21 protein-coding genes, 1 tRNA gene and 1 riboswitch are annotated in these 22,135 nt (G+C 46.0%); of the genes, 4 read left to right on the forward strand and 18 right to left on the reverse strand.

Translation table 11 applies throughout. The features are described from left to right. Positions 1 to 43: 43 nt before the first annotated feature. The 13 genes from DW091_RS08770 to DW091_RS08830 all read right to left on the reverse strand — a co-directional run bounded on the left by DW091_RS08770 (position 44) and on the right by DW091_RS08830 (position 12,141). Entirely contained in the window at positions 44 to 727 is a 684-nt protein-coding gene (locus tag DW091_RS08770; protein WP_118517962.1) for an HAD hydrolase-like protein, read from the reverse strand. Then, a complete protein-coding gene (ribE, locus tag DW091_RS08775) occupies positions 711 to 1,178 on the reverse strand; it encodes a 6,7-dimethyl-8-ribityllumazine synthase (RefSeq protein WP_074616805.1) in 468 nt (155 codons plus the stop codon). The genes DW091_RS08770 and ribE overlap by 17 nt, the downstream gene beginning before the upstream one ends. Before the next feature lie 18 nt (positions 1,179 to 1,196). Then, positions 1,197 to 2,396, reverse strand: coding sequence for a bifunctional 3,4-dihydroxy-2-butanone-4-phosphate synthase/GTP cyclohydrolase II (locus tag DW091_RS08780; protein ID WP_118517963.1), 1,200 nt, complete (start codon positions 2,394 to 2,396; stop codon positions 1,197 to 1,199). A 10-nt stretch (positions 2,397 to 2,406) separates the two neighbouring features. Beyond that, positions 2,407 to 3,045: a riboflavin synthase gene (locus tag DW091_RS08785; RefSeq protein WP_118517964.1), complete on the reverse strand. Its 639-nt coding sequence runs from the start codon at positions 3,043 to 3,045 to the stop codon at positions 2,407 to 2,409. Next, a complete protein-coding gene (ribD, locus tag DW091_RS08790) occupies positions 3,027 to 4,130 on the reverse strand; it encodes a bifunctional diaminohydroxyphosphoribosylaminopyrimidine deaminase/5-amino-6-(5-phosphoribosylamino)uracil reductase RibD (RefSeq protein ID WP_118517965.1) in 1,104 nt (367 codons plus the stop codon). Before ribD ends, DW091_RS08785 begins: the two co-directional genes overlap by 19 nt. Before the next feature lie 143 nt (positions 4,131 to 4,273). Continuing rightward, positions 4,274 to 4,388, reverse strand: a riboswitch (FMN riboswitch). 144 nt (positions 4,389 to 4,532) lie between these two features. Continuing rightward, a complete protein-coding gene (locus DW091_RS08795) occupies positions 4,533 to 4,940 on the reverse strand; it encodes a cupin domain-containing protein (protein ID WP_118517966.1) in 408 nt (135 codons plus the stop codon). A gap of 210 nt (positions 4,941 to 5,150) precedes the next feature. Next, positions 5,151 to 5,321, reverse strand: a complete 171-nt coding sequence (locus DW091_RS08800; protein ID WP_118517967.1) for a 4Fe-4S binding protein — start codon at positions 5,319 to 5,321, stop codon at positions 5,151 to 5,153. 58 nt (positions 5,322 to 5,379) lie between these two features. After that, on the reverse strand, positions 5,380 to 5,748 hold the full coding sequence (locus tag DW091_RS08805) for a DUF4180 domain-containing protein (RefSeq protein ID WP_096919815.1): 369 nt from the start codon (positions 5,746 to 5,748) through the stop codon (positions 5,380 to 5,382). A gap of 144 nt (positions 5,749 to 5,892) precedes the next feature. Next, positions 5,893 to 7,824, reverse strand: coding sequence for an ABC transporter substrate-binding protein (locus DW091_RS08810; protein WP_118517968.1), 1,932 nt, complete (start codon positions 7,822 to 7,824; stop codon positions 5,893 to 5,895). A gap of 150 nt (positions 7,825 to 7,974) precedes the next feature. Beyond that, the gene (locus DW091_RS08815; RefSeq protein ID WP_118518021.1) at positions 7,975 to 9,210 is read right to left on the reverse strand and encodes a DUF4147 domain-containing protein; all 1,236 of its coding nucleotides are present in this window, start codon (positions 9,208 to 9,210) and stop codon (positions 7,975 to 7,977) included. An 80-nt stretch (positions 9,211 to 9,290) separates the two neighbouring features. Further along, positions 9,291 to 10,709 (reverse strand): C69 family dipeptidase, encoded by a 1,419-nt coding sequence (locus DW091_RS08820; protein ID WP_118517969.1) that lies wholly within the window; start codon positions 10,707 to 10,709, stop codon positions 9,291 to 9,293. A 209-nt stretch (positions 10,710 to 10,918) separates the two neighbouring features. Further along, on the reverse strand, positions 10,919 to 11,968 hold the full coding sequence (locus DW091_RS08825; RefSeq protein ID WP_118517970.1) for a response regulator: 1,050 nt from the start codon (positions 11,966 to 11,968) through the stop codon (positions 10,919 to 10,921). Between the two features lie 84 nt (positions 11,969 to 12,052). After that, positions 12,053 to 12,141, reverse strand: a tRNA-Ser gene (locus DW091_RS08830). Between the two features lie 193 nt (positions 12,142 to 12,334). Here DW091_RS08830 and DW091_RS08835 point away from each other — a divergent pair. Next, the gene (locus tag DW091_RS08835; RefSeq protein WP_118517971.1) at positions 12,335 to 12,733 is read left to right on the forward strand and encodes a secondary thiamine-phosphate synthase enzyme YjbQ; all 399 of its coding nucleotides are present in this window, start codon (positions 12,335 to 12,337) and stop codon (positions 12,731 to 12,733) included. A 45-nt stretch (positions 12,734 to 12,778) separates the two neighbouring features. Here the strand turns inward: DW091_RS08835 and DW091_RS08840 are convergent, their stop codons facing one another. Further along, positions 12,779 to 14,227, reverse strand: a complete 1,449-nt coding sequence (locus tag DW091_RS08840; RefSeq protein WP_118517972.1) for a HAMP domain-containing sensor histidine kinase — start codon at positions 14,225 to 14,227, stop codon at positions 12,779 to 12,781. A gap of 12 nt (positions 14,228 to 14,239) precedes the next feature. Beyond that, a complete protein-coding gene (locus DW091_RS08845; RefSeq protein ID WP_118517973.1) occupies positions 14,240 to 14,935 on the reverse strand; it encodes a response regulator transcription factor in 696 nt (231 codons plus the stop codon). A 152-nt stretch (positions 14,936 to 15,087) separates the two neighbouring features. Between DW091_RS08845 and DW091_RS08850 the strand changes: the two genes are divergently transcribed. Genes DW091_RS08850 through DW091_RS08860 form a run of 3 tightly spaced genes read left to right on the forward strand, consistent with a single transcriptional unit; the run spans position 15,088 to position 17,492 of the window. Continuing rightward, complete coding sequence (locus tag DW091_RS08850) at positions 15,088 to 15,996, forward strand: ABC transporter ATP-binding protein (RefSeq protein WP_058694416.1); 909 nt, start codon at positions 15,088 to 15,090, stop codon at positions 15,994 to 15,996. Next, positions 15,996 to 16,745: an ABC transporter permease gene (locus DW091_RS08855; RefSeq protein ID WP_118517974.1), complete on the forward strand. Its 750-nt coding sequence runs from the start codon at positions 15,996 to 15,998 to the stop codon at positions 16,743 to 16,745. The genes DW091_RS08850 and DW091_RS08855 overlap by 1 nt, the downstream gene beginning before the upstream one ends. A gap of 12 nt (positions 16,746 to 16,757) precedes the next feature. Then, positions 16,758 to 17,492: an ABC transporter permease gene (locus tag DW091_RS08860; RefSeq protein WP_118517975.1), complete on the forward strand. Its 735-nt coding sequence runs from the start codon at positions 16,758 to 16,760 to the stop codon at positions 17,490 to 17,492. A 114-nt stretch (positions 17,493 to 17,606) separates the two neighbouring features. Here the strand turns inward: DW091_RS08860 and DW091_RS08865 are convergent, their stop codons facing one another. The 3 genes from DW091_RS08865 to DW091_RS08875 are packed head-to-tail and all read right to left on the reverse strand — an operon-like array spanning position 17,607 to position 22,126. After that, the gene (locus DW091_RS08865; protein ID WP_118517976.1) at positions 17,607 to 19,091 is read right to left on the reverse strand and encodes a glycerol kinase; all 1,485 of its coding nucleotides are present in this window, start codon (positions 19,089 to 19,091) and stop codon (positions 17,607 to 17,609) included. Between the two features lie 41 nt (positions 19,092 to 19,132). Then, a complete protein-coding gene (locus DW091_RS08870; protein WP_118517977.1) occupies positions 19,133 to 20,560 on the reverse strand; it encodes an FAD-binding oxidoreductase in 1,428 nt (475 codons plus the stop codon). A 39-nt stretch (positions 20,561 to 20,599) separates the two neighbouring features. After that, positions 20,600 to 22,126 carry an FGGY family carbohydrate kinase gene (locus DW091_RS08875; RefSeq protein ID WP_118517978.1) on the reverse strand — a complete coding sequence of 509 codons (1,527 nt, stop codon included), beginning with the start codon at positions 22,124 to 22,126 and terminating at the stop codon, positions 20,600 to 20,602. Positions 22,127 to 22,135: the final 9 nt, after the last annotated feature.

The raw sequence follows: 22,135 nt of genomic DNA on the forward strand, positions 1-22,135 counted from the left end.
ACGGTTGAAAATGCACATCAATTTGGATATCTTAATTTTCAGATTAGATACATGGGTTTGTAATCTTCTTTATGGCTGTGTAAAGAGCCGCGCAGTCATTCACAATTTTTGCCGCGCCCGCAAGTTCATCTCTGCTTCCATACCCATAGGCACAGCCAACGGCTGGCAGCCCGTTTTTCTGTGCCGCCTCCATATCCTGCCAGCGGTCCCCGATTACAATGCCTTTACTTCTGTCAGAGTGTGTCCATATCTGCTGAAGAATTTTCCATTTTGGAATAAAATGATATTCTTCGGCGCAATAGAAGTCATCAAAATATTTATCCAGCTCAAAACAGTGGCGGTGCACTTCCATATATCGCTGCTTACAGTTACTCAACAGAATCAATGAGTGTTCTGCACTCAGCCGCTCCAGCATATTAAGGGCTCCAGAATATAAAAGCGCTTTATTCTTCTGTGTAAGCCGAACCATTTCATCGCCGATCATTCGGCTGCATTTCTCCCTGAGCTTTTGTGGCAGCTCTGGCATAAAAAGTTGCCACATTTCCTGCGCAGTGAAGCCCAGCCACCGGCTGATCTCCATATCTGTAAACTGCTTTTCTGGCACATATCCCATTCTTACCAGTGCTCTGTAGCTTTTTCGAAATGCCGGCGCATAGATCTGTATACTGTCATGCAGGGTGCCGTCATAATCAAAAATGAGCAATTCGTCCTCAGCTTTCAATTTCATGAATCAAATTGACCATCTCAATGGCGCCAATGGCACAGTCAAATCCTTTATTCCCTGCTTTTGTACCGGCGCGTTCAATGGCCTGCTCAATATTTTCAGTCGTCAGCACTCCAAACATTACGGGAATCTCACTGCTTAAGGATACGTGGGCGATACCCTTAGATACCTCATTACAGACATAATCATAGTGGGAGGTACTGCCCCTGATAACAGAGCCCACACAGATTACGGCATCGTATTTACCACATTTCGCCATTTTAGACGCAATGAGCGGAATTTCAAACGCCCCCGGCACCCAGGCGACATCGATGTCCTCATCCTTGACTTCGTGCCGCTTTAACCCATCCAGTGCGCCAGACAGAAGCTTTGATGTTATAAATTCGTTAAAACGCGATGCCACAATCCCTATCTTAATTTCCTTTGATATCAGTTTTCCTTCAAATACATTCATAATTTTTCTCCTTTATGTTTAATAATTTAACAAATGTCCCATTTTGTTCTGTTTCGTTTTTAAATAACGCAAATCATAATCTGTCGCAGCGATCTGAATTGGTACGCGTTCGATAATATCCATGGCAAAATCTGAAAGTTGATAAATTTTATCCGGGTTGTTGGTCAAAAGCCGTAAGGTTTTTGCCCCCAGATCACGCAGAATCTGAGCCCCGATAAAATATTCACGCAAATCACCGGAAAAGCCCAGAGCCAGATTGGCTTCTAGCGTATCCATTCCACGATCCTGCAGTTCGTAAGCCTTTAGCTTATTGATCAGTCCAATGCCTCTTCCCTCCTGTCTCATATAGAGCAGAACACCGCGTCCCTCTTTTTCGATCTGCATCATAGCTGCCTCAAACTGCTGGCCACAGTCACAGCGTATCGATCCAAAGGCATCCCCGGTCAGGCATTCAGAGTGCACACGGCACAGAAGATTCCTGCCATCTCCAATATCGCCCTTCACCAGCGCGATATGATGCTCGCCATTCATTCTATTTACGTATCCAAAGGCCTTGAACTCACCAAATTTTGTGGGCATATTTGTGGAGGTAACACATTCTACCAGCCTGTCATGTCTTTTTCGATAAACCTGCAAATCTTTAATGGTTATGAACTTCATATTCCACTTCTCGGCCAGCTCAGCCAACTCCTTTGTACGCATCATAGAGCCATCATTTTTCATAATTTCACAGCAGAGTCCGCATTCCTTTAGTCCTGCCAGGCGCATTAAATCAACAGTGGCCTCGGTATGCCCACTGCGCTCCAGCACGCCATTTTTCTTTGCCATGAGCGGAAACATATGCCCTGGCCTACGAAAATCCTCAGGCCTTGCTTCATCGCACACACACCTCCGTGCGGTAAGCCCGCGCTCTTCAGCCGAGATGCCTGTTGTCGTATCAATATAGTCAATGGACACCGTAAAGGCTGTCTCGTGGTTGTCTGAATTGTCAGAGACCATCTGGGGAAACCGAAGTTTCTTACACAGCTCAATCCCCATTGGCATACAGATCAGGCCCTTTCCATGCACTGCCATAAAATTGACATTCTCTGTTGTTGCAAATTCTGCGGCACATACAAAATCACCTTCATTTTCTCTGTCCTCATCATCTGTCACTAAGATGATTTTCCCCTGGCGCAGGTCCTCCAACGCCTCTTCAATTGTATTAAATTTAATCATTTTCTGCCTCCTAATAGCCAAATTTCATTATAAAATCTTTTGTGATGCTGCTCTGTTGGGGTGCCATACCCAGAAGCTTTTCGACATATTTGCCGATACAGTCATTTTCAAGGTTTACACAATCTCCAGCTCCCTTTTGGGATAAAATGGTATTTTTTACTGTATGCGGGATAACAGAAACACTGAACTGGTTTCCAGCTATGCTGGCAACGGTCAGACTGACGCCGTCCACTGCGATGGAGCCTTTTTCGATAATATAGCGTGAAAGGTTACTGCTGGTCTGAATGGTATACCAGACGGCGTTATCATCTTTTCTAACTGCCGTTATCTTACCGGTCCCATCAATATGGCCGGCTACAATATGGCCGCCAAACCGCCCCAGTGCAGGCATGGCGCGTTCCAGATTAACAGAATCCCCGGGACGCAGGCTGCTGAGTGAGGAACGTTTCAGCGTCTCGTGCATAATATCCACCGTAAAGCACGAACCGGAAAAGGATGTTATGGTCAGGCAGACGCCGTTTACCGCAATGCTGTCTCCCTTTCTCGCGTCCTCCAGAACAACGCTGGCTTCAAATGTTATCATGCTTGACGCTGTGTTTCTGCGAATGGTCTGAACCATACCTATTTCCTCTATAATTCCTGTAAACATGGAGTCACCTCACTTTCTAAAAGAATATCCTGCCCGAGTTTTGTAATCAATGGTGCAGATAGATGCCACGCTGCCTTGGGTGAATCAACGCCAGTTCCTCCGACAGGCGTTTTTGCCTGCTGGCCCCCAAACAGCTTTGGGGAAATATAGGCCTGTACTTTTCTGACGATTCCACTTTCTAAGGCCGCACTGTTAAGCTGCGGTCCCCCCTCCATTAAAACACTGTCAATATCCATTTCGCCCAGTTTTCTCATCAGAGTCTTTAAATCAATTCTGCCATTTTTTAGTGGAAGCGTAAATATCTCACAGCCTGCTTTACTAAGAAGCGACCGCTTTTTAACATCACTGCTACCTGTCACAATAATAGTCCTTGTCTTTTGGGCCGTCTTTACCAACTGCGCTGTCAGCGGTATACGCAGCTTTGTGTCACAGACAATGCGAACGGGGTTCCGCCCTCCCGGTATACGGCAGGTTAGCAGGGGGTCATCTGACAGGACTGTTCCGATTCCTGTCATAATAGCTGTATAACGCTTTCGATCCTGATGCACCTTTTCCCTTGCCGCCTCACCAGTAATCCATTTCGATTTTCCTGAAGCCGTTGCGATCTTTCCATCCATCGTCATTGCGTATTTCATGACAACATAGGGCTCGCGCGTTCTGATAAAATGGAAAAACACATCATTCAATGCGTCACATTCCTTCCGCAAAATTCCAGCCGTTACCTCGACGCCATGCTGCCGAAGCATTTCCACGCTTTTTTCCGCCACCAAAGGATTGGGATCGTGAGAACCAATAACTACACGCCTGATACCACTTTTTAAAATGGCATCGGTACAGGGCGGTGTTTTTCCAAAATGACAGCACGGAGCAAGGGTCACATAGAGAGTGGCATCTTTTAAATTCTCGGTGCAATGAGCAATGGCGTTGCGCTCTGCATGGGGACCGCCATAGCTTTCATGAGCGCCTTTTCCAATGACACGGCCGTTTTTCACAATAACTGCACCCACCATGGGATTGGGGTTAACAAAGCCACAGCCCTTCCAGGCTTCCTCAAGGGCCAGCTGCATATAATCCTGGTCGGTCAAACTTAACACCTCCTAAAAAGAAAAATACCTTGAATAAAATCATTCAAGGCATTTGACGTCAGTTTCCTGTATCCAAGGTATATTTAAAATTAAAAAGCTCTGAAATGATAAAATCATTCCAGAGCAAATAAAACATAACCATCGTTTATCTTCTTTCATCCAGACTGTACTGTCGGCTTCGGAGTTTCACCGAATCATGCCTTGCGGCTCGTGGGCTATACCACCGGTAGGGAATTGCACCCTGCCCTGAAGATTGTTTATTCAATTGCTTTGTAGTATAGCACGGTTTATTTTGACTGTCAATAGCTTGACTGCTATTCCATTATTTTTTTGTCGTCACTATTGGATATTCTGTATCCAGTTCTGAAGGTCTGAAAGGAATATTTTCAAGCGCCCCCTTACTCAAAGCTTTTTGTATTCTTCGTCTGTTACGGGCTCCAGCCATTCGTTTGACGTGCCCTCTGCCGGAACCTCAACCGCTAAATGGGAAAACCAGCTGTCATTAGCTGCTCCGTGCCAATGTTTAACCTCTGGCGGAATACTCACAACATCTCCCGGGTTTAATTCCTGCGCGGGTTCTCCCCAGGCCTGATACCAGCCTTTACCGCCTGTGACCATGAGAATCTGGCCCCCTTTATGATGGATATGCCAGTTGTTTCTGCAGCCTGGCTCAAAAGTGACATTTCCAATCACCACACCCGATGTCGACAACATATTCAAATAGCTTTGACCAACAAAATATTCCGCAAAGGCGTCATTCTTTTCTCCAATTGGAAAAGCACCCGGATTTTTATAATTATTTTCTTTCATTTTCTATACTCCTCATAAAATTTTTAAAGCCAGCCTTTGTTTTCCGGCCTCTGCATATTACTTTAACACTTGAAGTGAACTCCAAGTCAAGCTCATAATGAAAATATTTATTTTGTTTATCGTTTGTACTTAAAAAAGAAAAAGAGTGTGTATCTTTTATAATACACACTCAACGACTTTCTTATAATGCCATTTAACGTTACAAACTCTCTAATCAGATATAATTGCACCTGTGGGGCAGGTTTCCTCACATACACCACAGTCCACGCATTCATCTGTGTTAATGACATATCTGTCATCCCCTTTTGATATCGCCTCGACTGGGCACTCTGTCACACAGCCGCCGCAGGCTATACACTCGCCTGAAATAATATACGCCATTATGCACTCCTTAGGTTTAAGTCATATTAATAAAGCAATCTGGAATTTGCACTTAATACTATAATTTATCCTTTAACCGCTCAACAGCATCTGCCCGTGTCGCCACGAAAAAGAAATCTCTGCCATGGTTGCTTTCATAAATAAAATCCTTCAATGGCTTGCTCGTGTATTTTGAGTAATCGCCAAAGATCGCTGCTTTTATACGATAATTAATAAATTTCTGAAGGATTTCGCCGGCAATTCCCGTGCTCAGTATAAAAAAATCTTCTGAAACAGCATCTTTATCAATCGCGATTCTGTCCGCTCCGGTTTCGTATTGTACCGTCATGATTAAATCAAGTGCGGAGTTCGTATCTCTGATTATTTTCTCTTTACTGGAAACAACTGCAATATTCGCTTCATCTGTCATAATCTTTTCAATTTTCATAAATTTCCTCCCAAAACTAAATCTGCAGCACAAATTCCAGCTAGCTAGAGAGTATACTATGGTTTTTTGTTTTTGTCAAATGGGTGCTTCTGTTTCGCCACAGTAAAAACTTCTGATAGTATATGCTGATCTTGCACTGTCAGCCTAACGGATTTTATCCAGAAGCATGTTGTATTGAAGGTTTTCAGCGTTGATTCCCAATGCTTTAATGCCTCCTTGCACACCAGTGTTCCTTTTGATCATCGATTCGATATAATCGGAATGCTGGGGCTCTGTTCGGAATACTTCCTCTGCATGGTGGTCTTTATCAATACGGAAGCACGACATGGTGCGGATGGTGTGATGATCCTCCCCACGAACCGTAACACGACCACCAGGGCCATCATAAAACACACTTCCGCTTTCAAGGGCTGAGATCACTGCTTCGGTTTCCGTTGTCCCGGCCATCTCCACAGCCCGTTTATACAAGTGCATGGCCGTGTAAGCTGTTTCGGTATCCATGTTCATGTATGGAACATTCTGATGATTGTAGACAGAGCGGAATTTCTTTACATATTGCTGGGCTCTGGTAGTTTTTAGTTCTTCAATAAACGACGCCATCACGTACATATTTTCAAGGACTGGCGCTTTCAGCTCAACATTCAGCGGATATTCTGCTGCGACCTGTGTGGTCGCATTGGGAATATGGTTAAGCCCGCGCTCGTGCCATTGAAGGTAAAAGCGGTCCTGGTTGGGGTAAACACACATAGAAAACAAAACATCGGTCTGAACCTGGAGAATCCGGTCAATGACCGATGTAAAATCCATCATTTTTTCATCCAGATATTCGATGCCAACAACTTCTCCTCCCAACTTAGGGACAAGATATTTTACCCACTCGGCAGATAAAATACCATAGTTATAGTCTGCGGCCACGATATAACATTTTGAGCCATACTTTTTAAACAGATAGGCCAGCATTTTTTCCATTTGCTGCTCCGGCATAGCTGATAAGCAGAAAACATAATGGCCTGAAACACCGCCCTCGGTCTGCTGGGTATTGAGATAGAGTGTTTTGGTCTGCTGGGCGTAGCGCTGCATAATATCTCGTGAAGGTGACAGTGTTGAGCCCATCAGAACATCCACGTGCTCCTGCTGGGTAAGCTCGAGCGCCGCTTTGTTTGTAAGGTCAGACTGCGAACGGTCGTCACGTATCAACAGTTCAATCTGCTTTCCATCGATACCACCTGCCTCATTTATCTCCTTTACTGCCAGCTGGTAAGCTGCCTGTTTGCTCCGTTCTTCCTTTGAAGCGATTCCCGTTAAGTCTCCGATAATGCCAATTTTAACCACAGAGCACTCCTGCCTGCTGACTTTTATATCCGGATAAATTATTTCCTCTGGAAAGCAAACGGTAACCTCGCAGCCCTTTTCAGGCCAACCCATAATCGACGCCTTGCCGTCAAATCTCTGCACGATTCTGCGAACAGTAGCCAGGCCAATGCCATTTCCCTCGTATGCCTCATTGCTCTCAAGCCGTTCAAAGGCCTCAAATATCTGGTCTGCGTAATTCATATCAAAGCCGATACCGTTATCACGAAAATGAAAAGCCACATAACCATCACGAGCGGTAGCAAAAACCATGATCTTCGCTTTTGTTCTGCTTCTTGTAAACTTAATACTGTTTGAAAGAATATTCATAACCATCAGCTTGATCAGAAACATATCGCCTGTAAGCTCTGGTAAATCCTCCATTGTTAAGGTGACCTTTCGATTTGGTTCTGCCCGCATTAATTCCTCAAAGCACTGATGGATAAGCAACTGTGTATTGATGCGTATCCGATCAATATTTTTAAGATCCGCTTTAGAATACTCCATCAGTCGTTTCACCATATCGGTCATTCTTTCACAGGTTCTGCGAATGGAATGAAGGTCCTTAATAGACTGCATTGTCAGCTTATCTCTGTTGTCCTCTTCAATAAACTCTGCGTACAGGCTAATCTCACGGGCTGGCGTTTTCAACTCGTGGGCGACGGTATAGATAAATGAATTGAGCTGCTCAGCCGCCTTTTCTTCCATTTGTTTTTTATCTTCCATGGCTTATATCTCCATATACCTTGTCAATTATACGAACAAACCGATCAAACAAAGTAAAACAGTGCCGGCTTAACACCGACACTGTTTCTTCAGGCTGTTAAGTCCTGATGATACTTTATCACGCTTTATGCCTTCAGGCAACAGCTTATCTTAACGTTTTATCAAAACCATCGCAACGTCATTGACATTAGTACCTGTTGCTCCGGTTATCACTAATCCACCACTGGCCTTAAGGGCGTTGTAGGCATCATTCTCCTGAAGAGTATCGAATATCGATATTCCCAATTCGAATAACAAAGGCTTTGTGTTTTCATCAACAAAACCACCCGCAGCGTCTGTGGGTCCGTCTGTACTGTCAGAACCGATGCTAAAAACAGCCGTATTATGACAGGCAGAAATTTTATCAGCCGCCGCCAGCGCAATCTCCTGATTGCGGCCGCCTTTTCCTTTACCGGTCAGCCGGACCACTGTCTCTCCACCAGCAATCCATGCGCAGCTTTCTATTGACTCCTGATGTGTCAGGGCAATATCTCCCAACAGTGTTCCTGCTTCCCGTGCGACACAATCAAGATGATCTGTTAAAAGCTGGGTTTTATAGCCAAGCTCTTCTGCGGCATTTCTGGCCGCTGTGCAGAGCTCACGCACACTTCCGGTTATCACTGTCTCAACATTATCAAGCTGCTTGGGAGTCTCCCGTTCCAAAGCGTCCCATACAGCTGATGAAAGCTTCAGCCCGTATTTTCGGGCTACGCACTTTGCGTCCTCAGCTGTCGAGGAATCTGGATAAGCCGGGCCGCTGGCAATCATATCCAGAGGATCGCCCACAATATCACTCAGGACAATGCAGTATACCCGGGCGGGCTTACAGGCGAGAGCGAAGCGCCCGCCTTTCACCCTGCTCATGCGTTTGCGAAACGTGTTTATCTCTACGATATCCGCACCGCTGGCCAACAGCTGTTCTGTCAGATCGGCCAGCTCCTTACCTGGAATTACAGGGTCTTCAAATAACGCAGAACCACCTCCTGAGAGTAAGAAGAGAACTGTATCCTTCTGATTCAAGCCCTTAACCAGCTCCAGCGCTGCCTGTGTGCCCTTGAAGGAATTTTCATCCGGGACGGGATGTCCTGCCTCAATGCAGGTATAAGCAGCGATGGGGCCTTTATTATAGCCATATTTTGTCACGATTATACCAGACTCAATACGTTTTCCCATCACCTCGTCAGCTGTCTGAGCCATTTGCCAGGCTGCTTTGCCCACTGCTACCAGCCGTACCCGCCCATTTCCAAAATCCTTATTTTCAAGAGCCCTTTTGACCGCTTCATCCGGCAAAACGGCGTCAATTGATTTTTTTATGATATAGTCTGCGTTTTCTCTTATACTTGACATTTTCTTAACCTTTGTTTTCATTTTGGATATTTCGGGATTGCTATGCTTATCCTGCATTCCACAGATCTTAGAATCTGTTCTTAAATGCGGAACATCTTTTTAGCACGCTCAATAGCTGCCTGCGCTTCCGCAACACATTTTTCGGTATAAGCATAAAGCATATCTGCTGCTTCCTGCACTTTTCCATCATTTTTCAATGCCGCCGCTCTCATCTCAACAGCATTGACCTCGGTCAGCCATTTATTTTCCAGCTCATCAAATAAACTTCTTACAATCGCGTGGCGCTGTTCATAGGTATCTCCGTCTGCATCACCGTTGATTTCATCCAGCAGCGAACGCATATCCCACCAGAATGAACCTTCCCTGTAAGTGTCCTCACGGTCAACGTCTGACGGCGCGCGCATGGTTTTTCCGAATGTTCCCGCCTCCTGTAAGTATTCCGGCAAACCTCCGGCGTCAATAAATAGCGGGATATAAATACTGCAGCATGGGACCACTGGTGCCCACCACATAACAGGCAGTTTCTGATCATCATCCGGTAAAACTGCAACCATTGAGGACGCGGTATTCCCCCAGGTAAATCCTGCCTGAGAATCATGCATACAAATCGTAAGAAAATCCGGTGACGACGCATTGAAATACGGTCCTTCTAAAAAGGTGTCCTCATAGTGGTCGCGCAGAATACGCTTTATATCCACAACGTCAATTTTTTCATCACGGCCTGCTGCCTGTGAAAGCAATTGCCGGGCACGCTGAACGCGGATATGGGAAACCTGGCGTGGATTGTTCTGATTGATATATGCCTTTGCAAAATCAAAAGCATCTCGTTTTTCCTCGGGCCACCAGCCCTTTTCAATCGCATGATCAATAAGATCACTACAGCCGCTTGTCATATCTGTGCGGATACTGACTTCATTTGAAATGGCAGCATAGCCTTTTTCAACTTTACGTACCGCCCAACGATTACCAGCGGTTTCAAGAATATAGGCTTCTTTCTTATCTGCGATAATATAAGAATTATTGTAGGAACCCGAAACCGTATCAGACATCGGCACGCCAGAGCCCCATTGTCCGTACTCCTCCACCAGCTTTGTCATAATATTGAGAGCTTCTTCTGCACTTTTACTCCGTTCCAGTCCTAAACGGATAAGCTCCATACCCAAAATTCCTTTATCAACGGGCTTTCCAGCCTCCTCTGATTCGGTATTTTCAGTCAGATCTTTTGTATAAACCGCTTCGTTGCCAATGGTCACGCCAAACTCATTCATGCCCTCTTCATATCCCCAGCACCAGTAAGGTGATGACCCAAAGGTTCGGTAGCGTTCTCCTGCCTGATCAATCGCTACATACGCAAGCTGCAGTTTTTCTCCACTACCAAATGTTTTCGCTTCATGATAAGCCATTGGCTGACAGTCAAAAGCGGGACGGTCACTGTTTTTTGCCAGAATTACTGAATTTAATGCCGAAACATCAGACAACGCTACAAAAGTATCACACATTTTAATTACCTCCTGAATAATAAAACTTAAAGAATCCGTATACTTTTTATGATTAGATGATACTGGAAAGGTTATCAAAAGTGAATGCAGTTTGGGCAAAGGATTATTCCCAAAAGACAGGTGCTGGAAATTCTCCGGAAATTACTCCATGCAAAACCTGTCTTTTTTTCAGAAATAAGCCGAATATGCTTTTGTCAGCACAATGTGCTCTATTTTTTCAGGAGACTCTCTCTGTAATTGCTCGGTGACTGGCCCATTGTATTTTTAAAAATACGGCTGAAGTACTCTACGTCTTCATATCCCAGCCTTTCAGCTATCTCGTATATTTTTAAGCATTTGTCCAACAGCAGTATTTCTGCGCGCCGCATTTTTAAAAATGTCAGATATTGTGAAAAGCTGACCCTCATTTCCTGTTTAAATAAGCTTCCCAGATATTTCTGATTGACAAAATAGGTGTTCGCCAAACAAGCCAGACTATGCTTTTCCTCTGGCTGTTCAAGTGCAAGCTCACATATCTCCCGGATCATCCGATTGTTGGTTTGGGGCACAAAAGGTTTCAGCTTTTCAAAAATCCGAGAAATCCATTCCGCAAAAGTAAAGACCTTTGCTTTATATGTTTGGTCCTGAAGGTCGATGTGAAACAAATCCTTCATCATAAAATATTTTGTCAAATAAGGCTTTTTGCTAAGGAGAATTTCCTCCAGCTTTTTAAGCAGATCATTCATAAAGATGGCCCGCGACTCTCCATTTTGCGCATCCTTTTTAAGCTCAGCATCAACATGCCGGGCGTAAACCATGGCGTCATCCAGATTCCCGTTCAGAATGTATTCTGTCAAAGCCTCTGCATAATGGACATTGGAGGGCGTCGTTTCATTGATACTGCTGAGAAAAGTATAAGCCCGTTCAAAGGAATCCTCCACCTTAGCGTTATCAATAGGCTTTACAATATAATCAAAAGCACCGTTTAAAATACCTTCTCTGGCATATGAAAACTCAGCATATTCACTTAACAGAATAACACAGCTACAGAGATTCTCCCGTCTGATCTGCTTAAGCAGTGAAATCCCGTCAACCATCGGCATCCGGATGTCTGTGAGAACCAGATCGATTTTCTGTTTTCTGAGAAGTTCAAGGGCTTCAAGCCCGTTTGAAGCCTCGCTGCTGATCCTGAATTTTCCATTACATTCCTCCCAATAGGGCATACGCTTCAGCTTTCGTCGAAAAACTTCTCTGTCATCAACGACTAATATGTTGTACATTCTTACCTACCCCTTCATATCAGCGAGACTGCTGCAGTTACATTAAAACAAAAAAGCCCTCAATCATTGATTTCAGGCAGTTTATGGCGGAGAAGGTGGGATTCGAACCCACGTGCCCCGGAAGGCAACCGCATTTCGAGTGCGGCTCGTTATGACCTCTTCGATACTTCTCCAAACAATATTTATCTTATAATATCCTAATCCACTTTATCCAAGATGTCAATTCTTTTTTCCTGAAAAAGCATGTGTCCTTTTAAAGATAATTTTCAAGAATACATTGTATAATATTAAAAAATTATTTTATTTCAGCAAAATATAAATCCAGAAGAATGAACGGATAATTAAAATGAAAGAAGGTTCCTGACAATGCTCTACGAATTCAAACTAAAAACAGACCCTGAAAATATGCACGATATTATGCCTCAGGTGTGGGAGGCAGTTCAAAAAAGTGGTATTAAGGATGGTACGGTAACGGTCTTTGCCCCACACACCACAGCGGCCATTACCATCAATGAAAACGCCGACCCGGATGTGGTTCACGATATGCTTATCGGCCTTCGCCACATCTACCCCGATCTTCCAGAATACCAGCATGCGGAAGGCAACAGTACAGCCCATTTAAAATCAAGCACTCTTGGTGTAAGCGAGACGATTATGCTGGTGGGCGGCAACCTGCTGCTGGGAACCTGGCAGGATATTTATTTCTGTGAGTTCGACGGTCCTCGAAACCGCCACTTTTATGTGCGGATTACAGAAGAAAAATAATGACACGAAGGCTGACACAGACCTGCACTGTGTCAGCCTTCTTTTTTAATATGTTCTATTTTCCCGGGTTAGATTAACATCATTCACCTCTGTGCTGTGAAACATCGGCAGAATGATTTTGACAGAAAAGTATTTATTGTACTCACTCTCAAAGGCTATTTTGCCATTCATAACACTTACAACTTTTTTCACGATGAAAAGACCAAGGCCGTGATTCTGAATGGCGTTCTCCTCCTCGTTTTGAATATAATGGGTAGCACTTCGAATTTGCTTGAGCTTTTCCTGCGTGGCGCCAATGCCGTTATCTGATACTGTCAGCTCGAGCTCCTCTGCTCTTTTTTCCAGCTTCACCACAATATCGCAACCATCTGGATTATGCCGGATACTGTTTTGTATCAAATTAACAAGGACGCGTTCGAACAGTTTGGCGTCCCCTTTTACCAGACATCCGCCGCAGTTGTCATAGTAATCGAAATCAATCGTATATTGCTCTGGAAGGCCATTATTTAAAGTGTCACTGATGACCTGGCGCAGGCATTCCACTACATCTATGGGCTCAAGGCACAAGGGCTGCATTTCATATTCCAGCTTTGACGCCAGGTTCAGATCATTTACCAGTGAACGGATACGCAGGGCCTGATGGCTGATGGTTTCCCCAGCCTGTTGGGTTTCATTATCGTTACTTGCTTTAAGACCCTCAGCATATCCTAAAATAATGGATAATGGCGTTCGTATATCATGGGATACTCCAGCGATCCAGTTAGCGCGGGCGTTATCCCTTTTTTTAAGGACTTCATTTTTTTGGGATAATATAGCTGAGGTTTGATTAATACTCGCGAACACCTCTGAGAAGGCCCCTTTTTCTTTAAGGCTGACGGGACAATCCCTGGAGAGAGCCTCTAATCCCGCCACTACAATTTTGACCGGACGCATCATCAGGGTTCCGCTGATAATATAGATTACCATCACAGCCAAAAGACTAAACACCAGCATCAGGGGCAGGGCCCGAGTAATGGTCTTCTGAAGCACAGGTATGCTGTAATACTTATCGCCAAGACGCATATAGCTGTCCTTTGGAAAGCCCAAAACCAAAAGGCCATTGGGATTTTCCCAGGTAAAAGCTGGGTAATCTTTCAAGTAATAGCGGGAAAAACCGGCGATATCTGTTGGCGTAAAATGACTGGGAACCTCCGGCGGCACATGGTCGTTCCAGATAACGTCACTACTGCTATTGTCAATGAGTATGGCCCAGGCGCCGCTCTCTGTTAACAAGTTTTTTCCTTCTTCTGAAAGCTCAAGCCTTCCATCCTCACTTTCCAGCAGTCCCTCAGATACTTTTTCAATGATAGCGCCTGGCAACTTTTTCAGATCTCCAGTCACTGGATTGACCGCAATGGCATAACCCAAATACAGATTGAGCACAAAGAGCACAATGATGGAAAGCATAATCAAAACCACATAGCGTCTGAAAAAGAATCGGATATGCTTAAACATGATATTGCTCCTCTATTTGCTCACTAACAGCTTATAACCCAGCCCCTTGGCCGTCACAAGGGCTTTTGGATGGCTGGGATCTGCCTCGATTTTTTCCCGGATACGGCCTATATGCGCCATAAGCGGTTTTTCATAACCATAGCTATCGCCCTCCCATACATAGTCGCAGAGGGAGCCAATCGTCACAATTTTTCCTGCATTTTCATAAAGTTTTTGGAGGATAGCATGCTCTTTGGCGGTAAGAGGCAGATGCTCCTCTCCCCTGATAATCTCAGCGCGATCCAGATCGATTGTGACGTCGGCCAGGGTAAAGGTCGGCGCTTCGTTTTTGTAGGCACGTTTTAAAATAGCTGTGATCCTGAACACAAGCTCCTTGGGCAGAAAGGGCTTGATAATATAATCATCCGCTCCCAAACCAAAGCCGGCGAACCGGTCCTCGGCATTGCCCCGGGCTGATAAAAAAAGCACCGGGATATCCGAAGAAGCCCGGATAAATTTAAGCAGCTCAAAACCCTCACCATCTGGCAGCATCACATCAAGAACTGCCATATCTGGAGCTTTTTCCAGAAAAACAGTCATTCCCTCGGCCACGCCCGACGCTGTATAAACCTTCGCAAAGCCTTCATTTTCGAGTATCTTATGCACCAGTTTTAAAAGCTCTGGCTCATCGTCGACCAGAAGAATGCCTTTATCTTTAATGTAATCCATCATTTCACCTCCTGTTTTAAAAAATTATACCACATTTTGGGTGTCTGCCGCCGGCGCAGACAAAAAAGTAGACTAAAAGTAGAACAGGCGTAAAGCAGCTGTAAAGTGACGGTGGTAAGCTAAAACCAGCTTAGAAAAAGGAGTACAGAAAAATGAAAAACATTGTTGAAACAAAACAGCTTTGTAAAGAGTATGATTCGATCTATCGTGTTAAGCATTTAAGCCTTCAAGTACGAGAGGGCGAGGTTTATGGCTTTCTTGGACCAAACGGCGCCGGAAAATCCACGACCATGAAAATGCTTCTGGGCCTGGCACGCCCCACCTCTGGCGATATCACTGTTTTTGGCAAACCCTTCACAGTGGAGAATCGCCTGGATATTTTAAAACATACCGGCTCTCTCATTGAGTCTCCATCCTACTATGGACATCTGACCGCCCGCGAAAACATGCACATTTTACAAAAACTTTCAAATGTTTCTGAAAAGGACGCTCTCGAGGCCCTGCGCATCGTACGGCTTGACAAGCAGCTGGACAAAAAAGTGAGCCAGTTTTCTTTTGGCATGAAGCAGCGCCTTGGCATCGCCATGGCCATCGCAGGCTTCCCAAGACTTCTAATTCTCGACGAGCCTACTAACGGTCTTGACCCTGCAGGGATCGAAGAAATCCGTGAATTGATCAAATCTCTTCCCGCAAAGTACGGTATTACCGTGATGATTTCAAGCCATCTGCTCAGCGAAATTGACCAGATGGCCACCACCTGCGGTATCATTAACCATGGAGAGCTTATATTTCAGGGAAGCTTAAAATCGCTCCACGCCTACAGTAGCGCCAGCGTAGCTTTTAAAACCAGCAATCCAGTCGAAACAGGAACGCTGCTGCACCGGATGAAGCCCAAGATAGAAAACGACACTGTTCTCATCCGCGGCGTTGACGATAAAATGACGGCTAGGATCAACCGATTGCTCATAGAAAAGGGTATTGATGTCTACCGCATTGAAGAGCATGTACTGAGCCTCGAGGATATTTTCCTGAAGCTTACTGGCAAAGGAGGCGCGCTGTAATGACCTATTTAAAGCTAGAATTTTACAAGCTGAAGCGCCGACGGGTCTTTCTGACGACCACGGCCATTCTGCTGATCCAGGCTGTCTGGGTCATTGCTGCTACAGACCAGTATCTATCAAAAGGACGAATGCTTGATTTCCCATGGGAATCCCTGCTCATGACCTTTACCTCTATGCAGGTGATTTTCTTCCCCATTGCCGCAGCACTACTCAGCAGCCGGATCTGCGATATTGAGCATATGGGCAATACGCTAAAATGGCTGGAGACAACCTCTGAAACCAGGAGCCGCCTCTACTTTGCCAAATTTTCCGCCAGCAACCTGCTCCTCTTTATGTCCTCGCTCATCACCTTTGGCAGTCTGATTGTCTATGGGTTTTTCGTCAGGGCCTTTGCTGGCCTTTTTCCTGTCACAGCCTTCCTGACGGCTCTGATGGGTACAGCCTTGGTTAACGCGGCTTTGATCAGCCTTTTTCAAGGGATTGCATTTTATTTTAAAAACCAGCTGATTGTGATGGTGGCAGGTATTGTCTTTGGCTTTTTGGGAATCATGGGCAGCCTTCTCCCCTCTGCTTTGAGACATCTGGTTTTATCCTGTTACTATCTAGATTTATCTCCTGCGACCATGGCTTATCCTTCAGGGGAAATCCTGCTGACACCGGTACCAGCCTGGCCCTTTGCCTTTGCGCTCTTTCTGGGGATTATCCTTTATTTTGCCGGTCGTTACTGTATCTGCAAAAAAGAATTTTGAAAGGAGTTTATCATGTTAAAAAATGCTGTTTTAACTGAAGGCCTGAAGCTTAGGGGTTCAAAAATCGCTTTGCCAATAATCCTTTTACCGCTGATCAGTGTTCTGCTTGGCAGCGGCAATTATGCGGTTAATCCACACGAGCTTACCAATGGATGGTACAGTCTCTGGACGCAAGTTGCTCTGTTTTACGGCTATTTCTTTTATCCGATCATTATTGCCATCTGCTGCGCATACATCATGCGTCTTGAAAAGAATAATCATAACTGGAACGCAGTTATGACCTATCCAGTCCGGCCAAGAACGGTTATCTTGTCAAAGCTTATTATCATTGGTTTCATCAGTCTGATTGTCCAGGCTTTTTTGATCATACTCTATCTGACAGCTGGACTTCTTCTTGGTGTGAAAGGCAGCTTTCCGCTGGATATTTTAAACTTCTGTCTCTGCGGCTTTACGGCCTCCCTCGCAGTAGCTGCTATTCAGCTTTATTTATCCATGGTCATTAAAAGCTTTGCCCTGCCCATCGGCATCTGTCTAGGCACCTGTGTGCTGGGATTAGGGCTCTGCGTCACTGGCCTGTGGATGCTCTATCCCACTTCTCAGCTGGTCAAAAGCTTTGGCGCTCTGAACCAGGCTGCGCTCAGCCCTCTTGAATTTATTTTATTTTTTATCCTCATTGCTCTGTATCTCTTTGTTTTCACAAGACTGGCAATCCGCCGCCTGACAAGGCGGGATATCGTGACACCATAGAACAGATACGCCGAAACGATATACCCTGCTCTGAGCATGACAATTTAAAAAGGTTCCTGCCGGTGATTAACCGGAAGGAACCTTTTTTTATAAAATACTAACAGGGGTTAAGTGTTAGTGTCTAATCCAATTCAGCGAACGTTTTACGGCTTCTTTCCACTCCAGACTACGGGTGTCACGAAGCACAGGGTCAATTTTGGGTTCAAAGACCTGGTCTGTGTTCAATACATTTTTGACATCTTCCAGGCCAATCATGTTAATATACAGCGCTGCCATCAGTGCTGCTCCAAGGCTGGTGGCCTCCAGTGTGTCAGGACGTGACACTCTGGCGTCACAGTAATCTGCCAGCATCTGGACTAACAAGTTGTTTTCAGAAGCGCCGCCGTCAATCTTGATTTCCTCAATTTTTACATTGCATTCCTGTTCTACCACATCCAGAATATCCTTGATGCCAAAGGCGATACATTCAAGGGTTGCGCGGGCAATATGGGCTTCTGTGGTTCCGCGGGTAATACCGATGAGCATACCGCGGGCAAAGGGATCGTTGTGCGGTGTGGTCAGTCCAACCAGAGCCGGTACGAAATAAACGCCGTTGGTATCTGGAACTGAAGCCGCCAAAGCCTCAATATCTGAAGATTTCCGAATGATTTTCAGGCCGTCACGCAGCCACTGGACTGCTGAACCGGTAACAGACACAAAGCCTTCAACTGCATAGGTTATGGTGTCGCCAAGCTTCCAGGCGATCAGGTTATCCACGCCGCCTGAGGCAATATTAAATTCTGAACCAATGTTAATATCCATAAAGCTGCCGGTACCATTGGTGCATTTCATGGTCCCGGGTTCAAGACATCCCTGGGCAAACAATGCGGACTGCTGATCTGCAACCGCCCCGGTGATCGGGATTGCGCTGCCAAAAAGATCGGTGGTTCCATAGTCGGAGGATTCTGACTGAATAACTGGAAAAATATCCTCCGGGACACCGATATAATCCAGAAACTCTTTGTGCCATTCACCGGTTCTCAGATCAATACAGCCGCTGCTGGAGGCGTTAGAGCAGGAAACCGCATGTGTCTTTCCGCCCGTCAGCTTCCAGATCATCCATGTATCCATAGTTCCATATAGTGCTTCGCCATTTTCGATTTTTTCTTTGATTTCCGGCACATTGTCCATATACCATTTGATGATCAGGGCATTGTTGTGCGGCGCGATTACCTTACCGGTCTCCTGTAAAATCTTTTCCGCCCACTTGGTCTGCTTAATGGCGTCTACGGCCTGTCCGGTTCGGCTGTCCTGCCATACAATGGCATTGTACAGCGGTTCGCCGGTATTTTTATCCCAGATAACGCAGGTGTTCCGCTGATTGGTAATGCCCATGCAGGCAATATCATCACTGCTGAGTCCTGCCATCTCAATGGTCTCGCGGCAAACGCCCACACTCTTAGCATAGATTTCCATGGCGTCGTGCTCAACCATGTTTTCCTGCGGCGTGTACTGCGTAAATTCCTGATAGGCCTGTGCGGCAATGTTAAAACCCGAATCAAAAATCAAAGCCCGAGTACCCGTAGTGCCTTCATCAATTACTAATACATATTTCCCCATTTTATCTCTCCTCATATAAATATTTAATTTTACCCCTAAAATTATCTTTCGACTAACAGAACGCCCTTATTCATAATGTGGTTTGGATCGAGCGCATCCTTTAAGCGATACATCAATTCATAGGATGAGCCGTGCTCCTGCGGCATCCATTTTGTCCGGTATTTTCCGGAACCATGATGATGTGCGATGCTTCCGCCCCGCTTTAGTGTTTCTTCCATAATAATGCTAACCAGATCCATATAATCTTTCTGTACGGCATCGACCCCCTTGTCCGCTAAGAAATTAAACCGGCAATAAATATTTGTCCCTGTGAGGTAGCTGTGTGAGGAATGCGCGCCGACAAAGGAAATATTGCTGATTTCATTCTGAATTCTCTCGATCATCGCTTCATAGATGTCCCCGATCTCCGACCAGTTGGCGGCTATTTCAGTGGTGTCTGAAACTAGCCCCTTATTGTAATTGATGGGCTTATCAATGTTCGGGCAGGAATCGTTTCGTGTTTCCAGCCAGACCTCTACAGGTTTGGTACCCAAGTCTAACAGCTCGTATTCGCCTGCCAGCTTTTCAATGGCTTCGCCTGTAACCCTCGCGATTTCCGCCGGCCCCTCCGCGATAAACAGAAGCATGGCATAACCCTCTGGCGCTGGCGCTCCCATACGTTCCGCTACCTCATATTTGTCATGAAGGCGCACTACGGCCGGCTTGTAGCCTGCAATCATAACCTCCCGGATAAAGTCAAGCCCCCGCTTCATGCCGATAACACCATAAGCGTGCATCCATCGATTTTCTGGCTTGTAAGGGTACAATTTTAGGGAAACCTCTGTCACGAAACCCAGCATCCCCTCACTGCCGATGAACAGATGCCTGAGATCTGGTCCGGTGGAACGTCTCGGTACATTTTTTATACGGACAATGGTGCCGTCTGCCAGCACAGCTTCCAGACCGACGATCACATCCTCAATACCGCCGTAAAGGGTTGAAAACTGGCCAATGCTCCGGGTTGCCACCAGCCCGCCCAGGCTGGCAAGGGGCAAGGACTGCGGATAATGCCCGGTTGTGTATCCCTTTTTGTTCAACACCTCCTCAAGATATTCCAGAGGTGTGCCGCACTTGGCAGTTACAATCCGATTTTTCTCATCAATCTCAATAATCTCATTCATATCTGAGCCGTCTAAAATCACGCCGCCTTCCACTGGCTCCAGACCCATGGTAACGCTGGAACCGCCGGTTCTGGGCACCACATCGGCCTTGTTTGCATTTAAAAATTTTAATACCTCTGAAGCCTGTTGGGTGTCAGCGGGTTTTACAACACAGGCGGCCTTTGGCACCCATATTTTTCCATCTGACCGGTGATAACGGCGAAAACCGATATAATCTCTGGATGCCACCTCGATACTGGCATCGTCTGTGATTACCCGGTCGTCGCCGGCCACCTTTTTAAGACCTAAAATCAACTCTTCCTGTTTCATGCGCTTTCTCCATTCTGTTGTGTATTTTATTTAAAACGGCTAAGCCGTTATTTCAGCAATTTCCTTCAACAAATCCTCATTAATGGTGTAACACTGACTGAACACGCGGTCCATCAGCTTCTGGTATACAGCATGGTGCTCTGCGATCGGGGTATAGGTTTTTGTCTGCTGCCCCATGGCTTCGACAGCCTGCTGAAAATCCGGAAAGATCCCCGCTCCCACCGCCCCGCAGATTGCACAGCCTAAAGAACAGGTTTCAGTTTCGACAGATTTTTTAACCGGGATATTGAATACATCTGCAATGGTCTGTACGGCTGTGGCGCTCTTGCTTCCGCCGCCTCCAACGCGAAGCTCTGCAATGGATTTTCCAATGATGCTGCACATTTCATCTGTGCTAACTTTAAGCTGCATCACAATGCCTTCGATCAATGACCGGAACATGTGGGCTCTTTTATGGCGGTGGTCAAAACCAATAAACATGCCCTTGGCGGCAGGCTTATCCCAGTTGGATTTCCAGTCTGGAATCGTCACCAGCCCCTCGCTGCCTGCCGGGATGCTCTCTGCTTCCCTGTCAAGGTAGGCTTCAATGGTCATCCCAAGCTTCTCCGCCTTGGCGTCAAGTCCTTCGGCCAGATTATCCCTAAACCATGATACCAGCCAAAACCCCTTTGATATTGCCGCCTCAGCATGCCATGTGCCTGGAACAGACGCCAGATAGGTGCGGTGCTTCAGTTTTTTGTAAGCATCTGGGATATACTTTTCTCCCACGATGTCCAGGCCGCTCAGGGTTCCCAACGTAATGTATGCCTGCCCGTCACTGATAGAGCCAGAGCCTAAAACCTCACACTGCTTATCACCCGCACAGGCCACCACCGGGCAGCCCTCTGGAAAGCCTGTAAGCGCTGCCGCCTCCGCTGTGACATGACCCATCACCTGCCCAGGCTCCACAAAGCGCGCCAGCTGACTGCGCTTCAGCCCCATTTTTTCAAAGACTTCATCATCCTTATACAGTTCCCAGTGCTCCCTGTCTACAGGCATTCCCAGATTGTTGGCCAGGGTATCCACATAGCCGCCAAAAAGTTGATAGCCCATATAGCCCGGGGCCGTCAGATATTTGTGTATCTTTCCGGCAAGCTCTGGAGAATTCGTTTTCATCCAGTTCATTCTTGAATAATTCCTGAGATAATCACACCAGGGGTCCATCGCTTCAGTGGACGGCGGTAAATGATCGGCGTTCTCACGCCACCGCAAATCCATCCAGCTGATGGGCCTGCAAAGCTGGCGGTTATCCTCTCCGACAAAAAAGGTGGTTCCCCGCTGCCCGGACAAGCCGATCGCGGCGATTTCATGAACGTCACCCTTGAATTTTGAAAACAAATCGTCGCAGGCATGGCAGAGGCCGTTCCACAGATCGTCGTAGTCATGTACTGCATAACCTGCCTTTTCAGCAATCAACGGCGGGTGGGCGGCAATTCCCATACAGACCTTCTGGCCTCTGGTATCAAAAATGATCACTCTGGTGCTCTGTGTGCCGCTGTCAATACCTACCACATATTTTTTATCCATTACTCTTTA

The sequence above is a fragment of the Eubacterium sp. AM05-23 genome (assembly GCF_003477535.1).
Classification (GTDB): Bacteria; Bacillota; Clostridia; order Eubacteriales; family Eubacteriaceae; genus Eubacterium; species Eubacterium maltosivorans.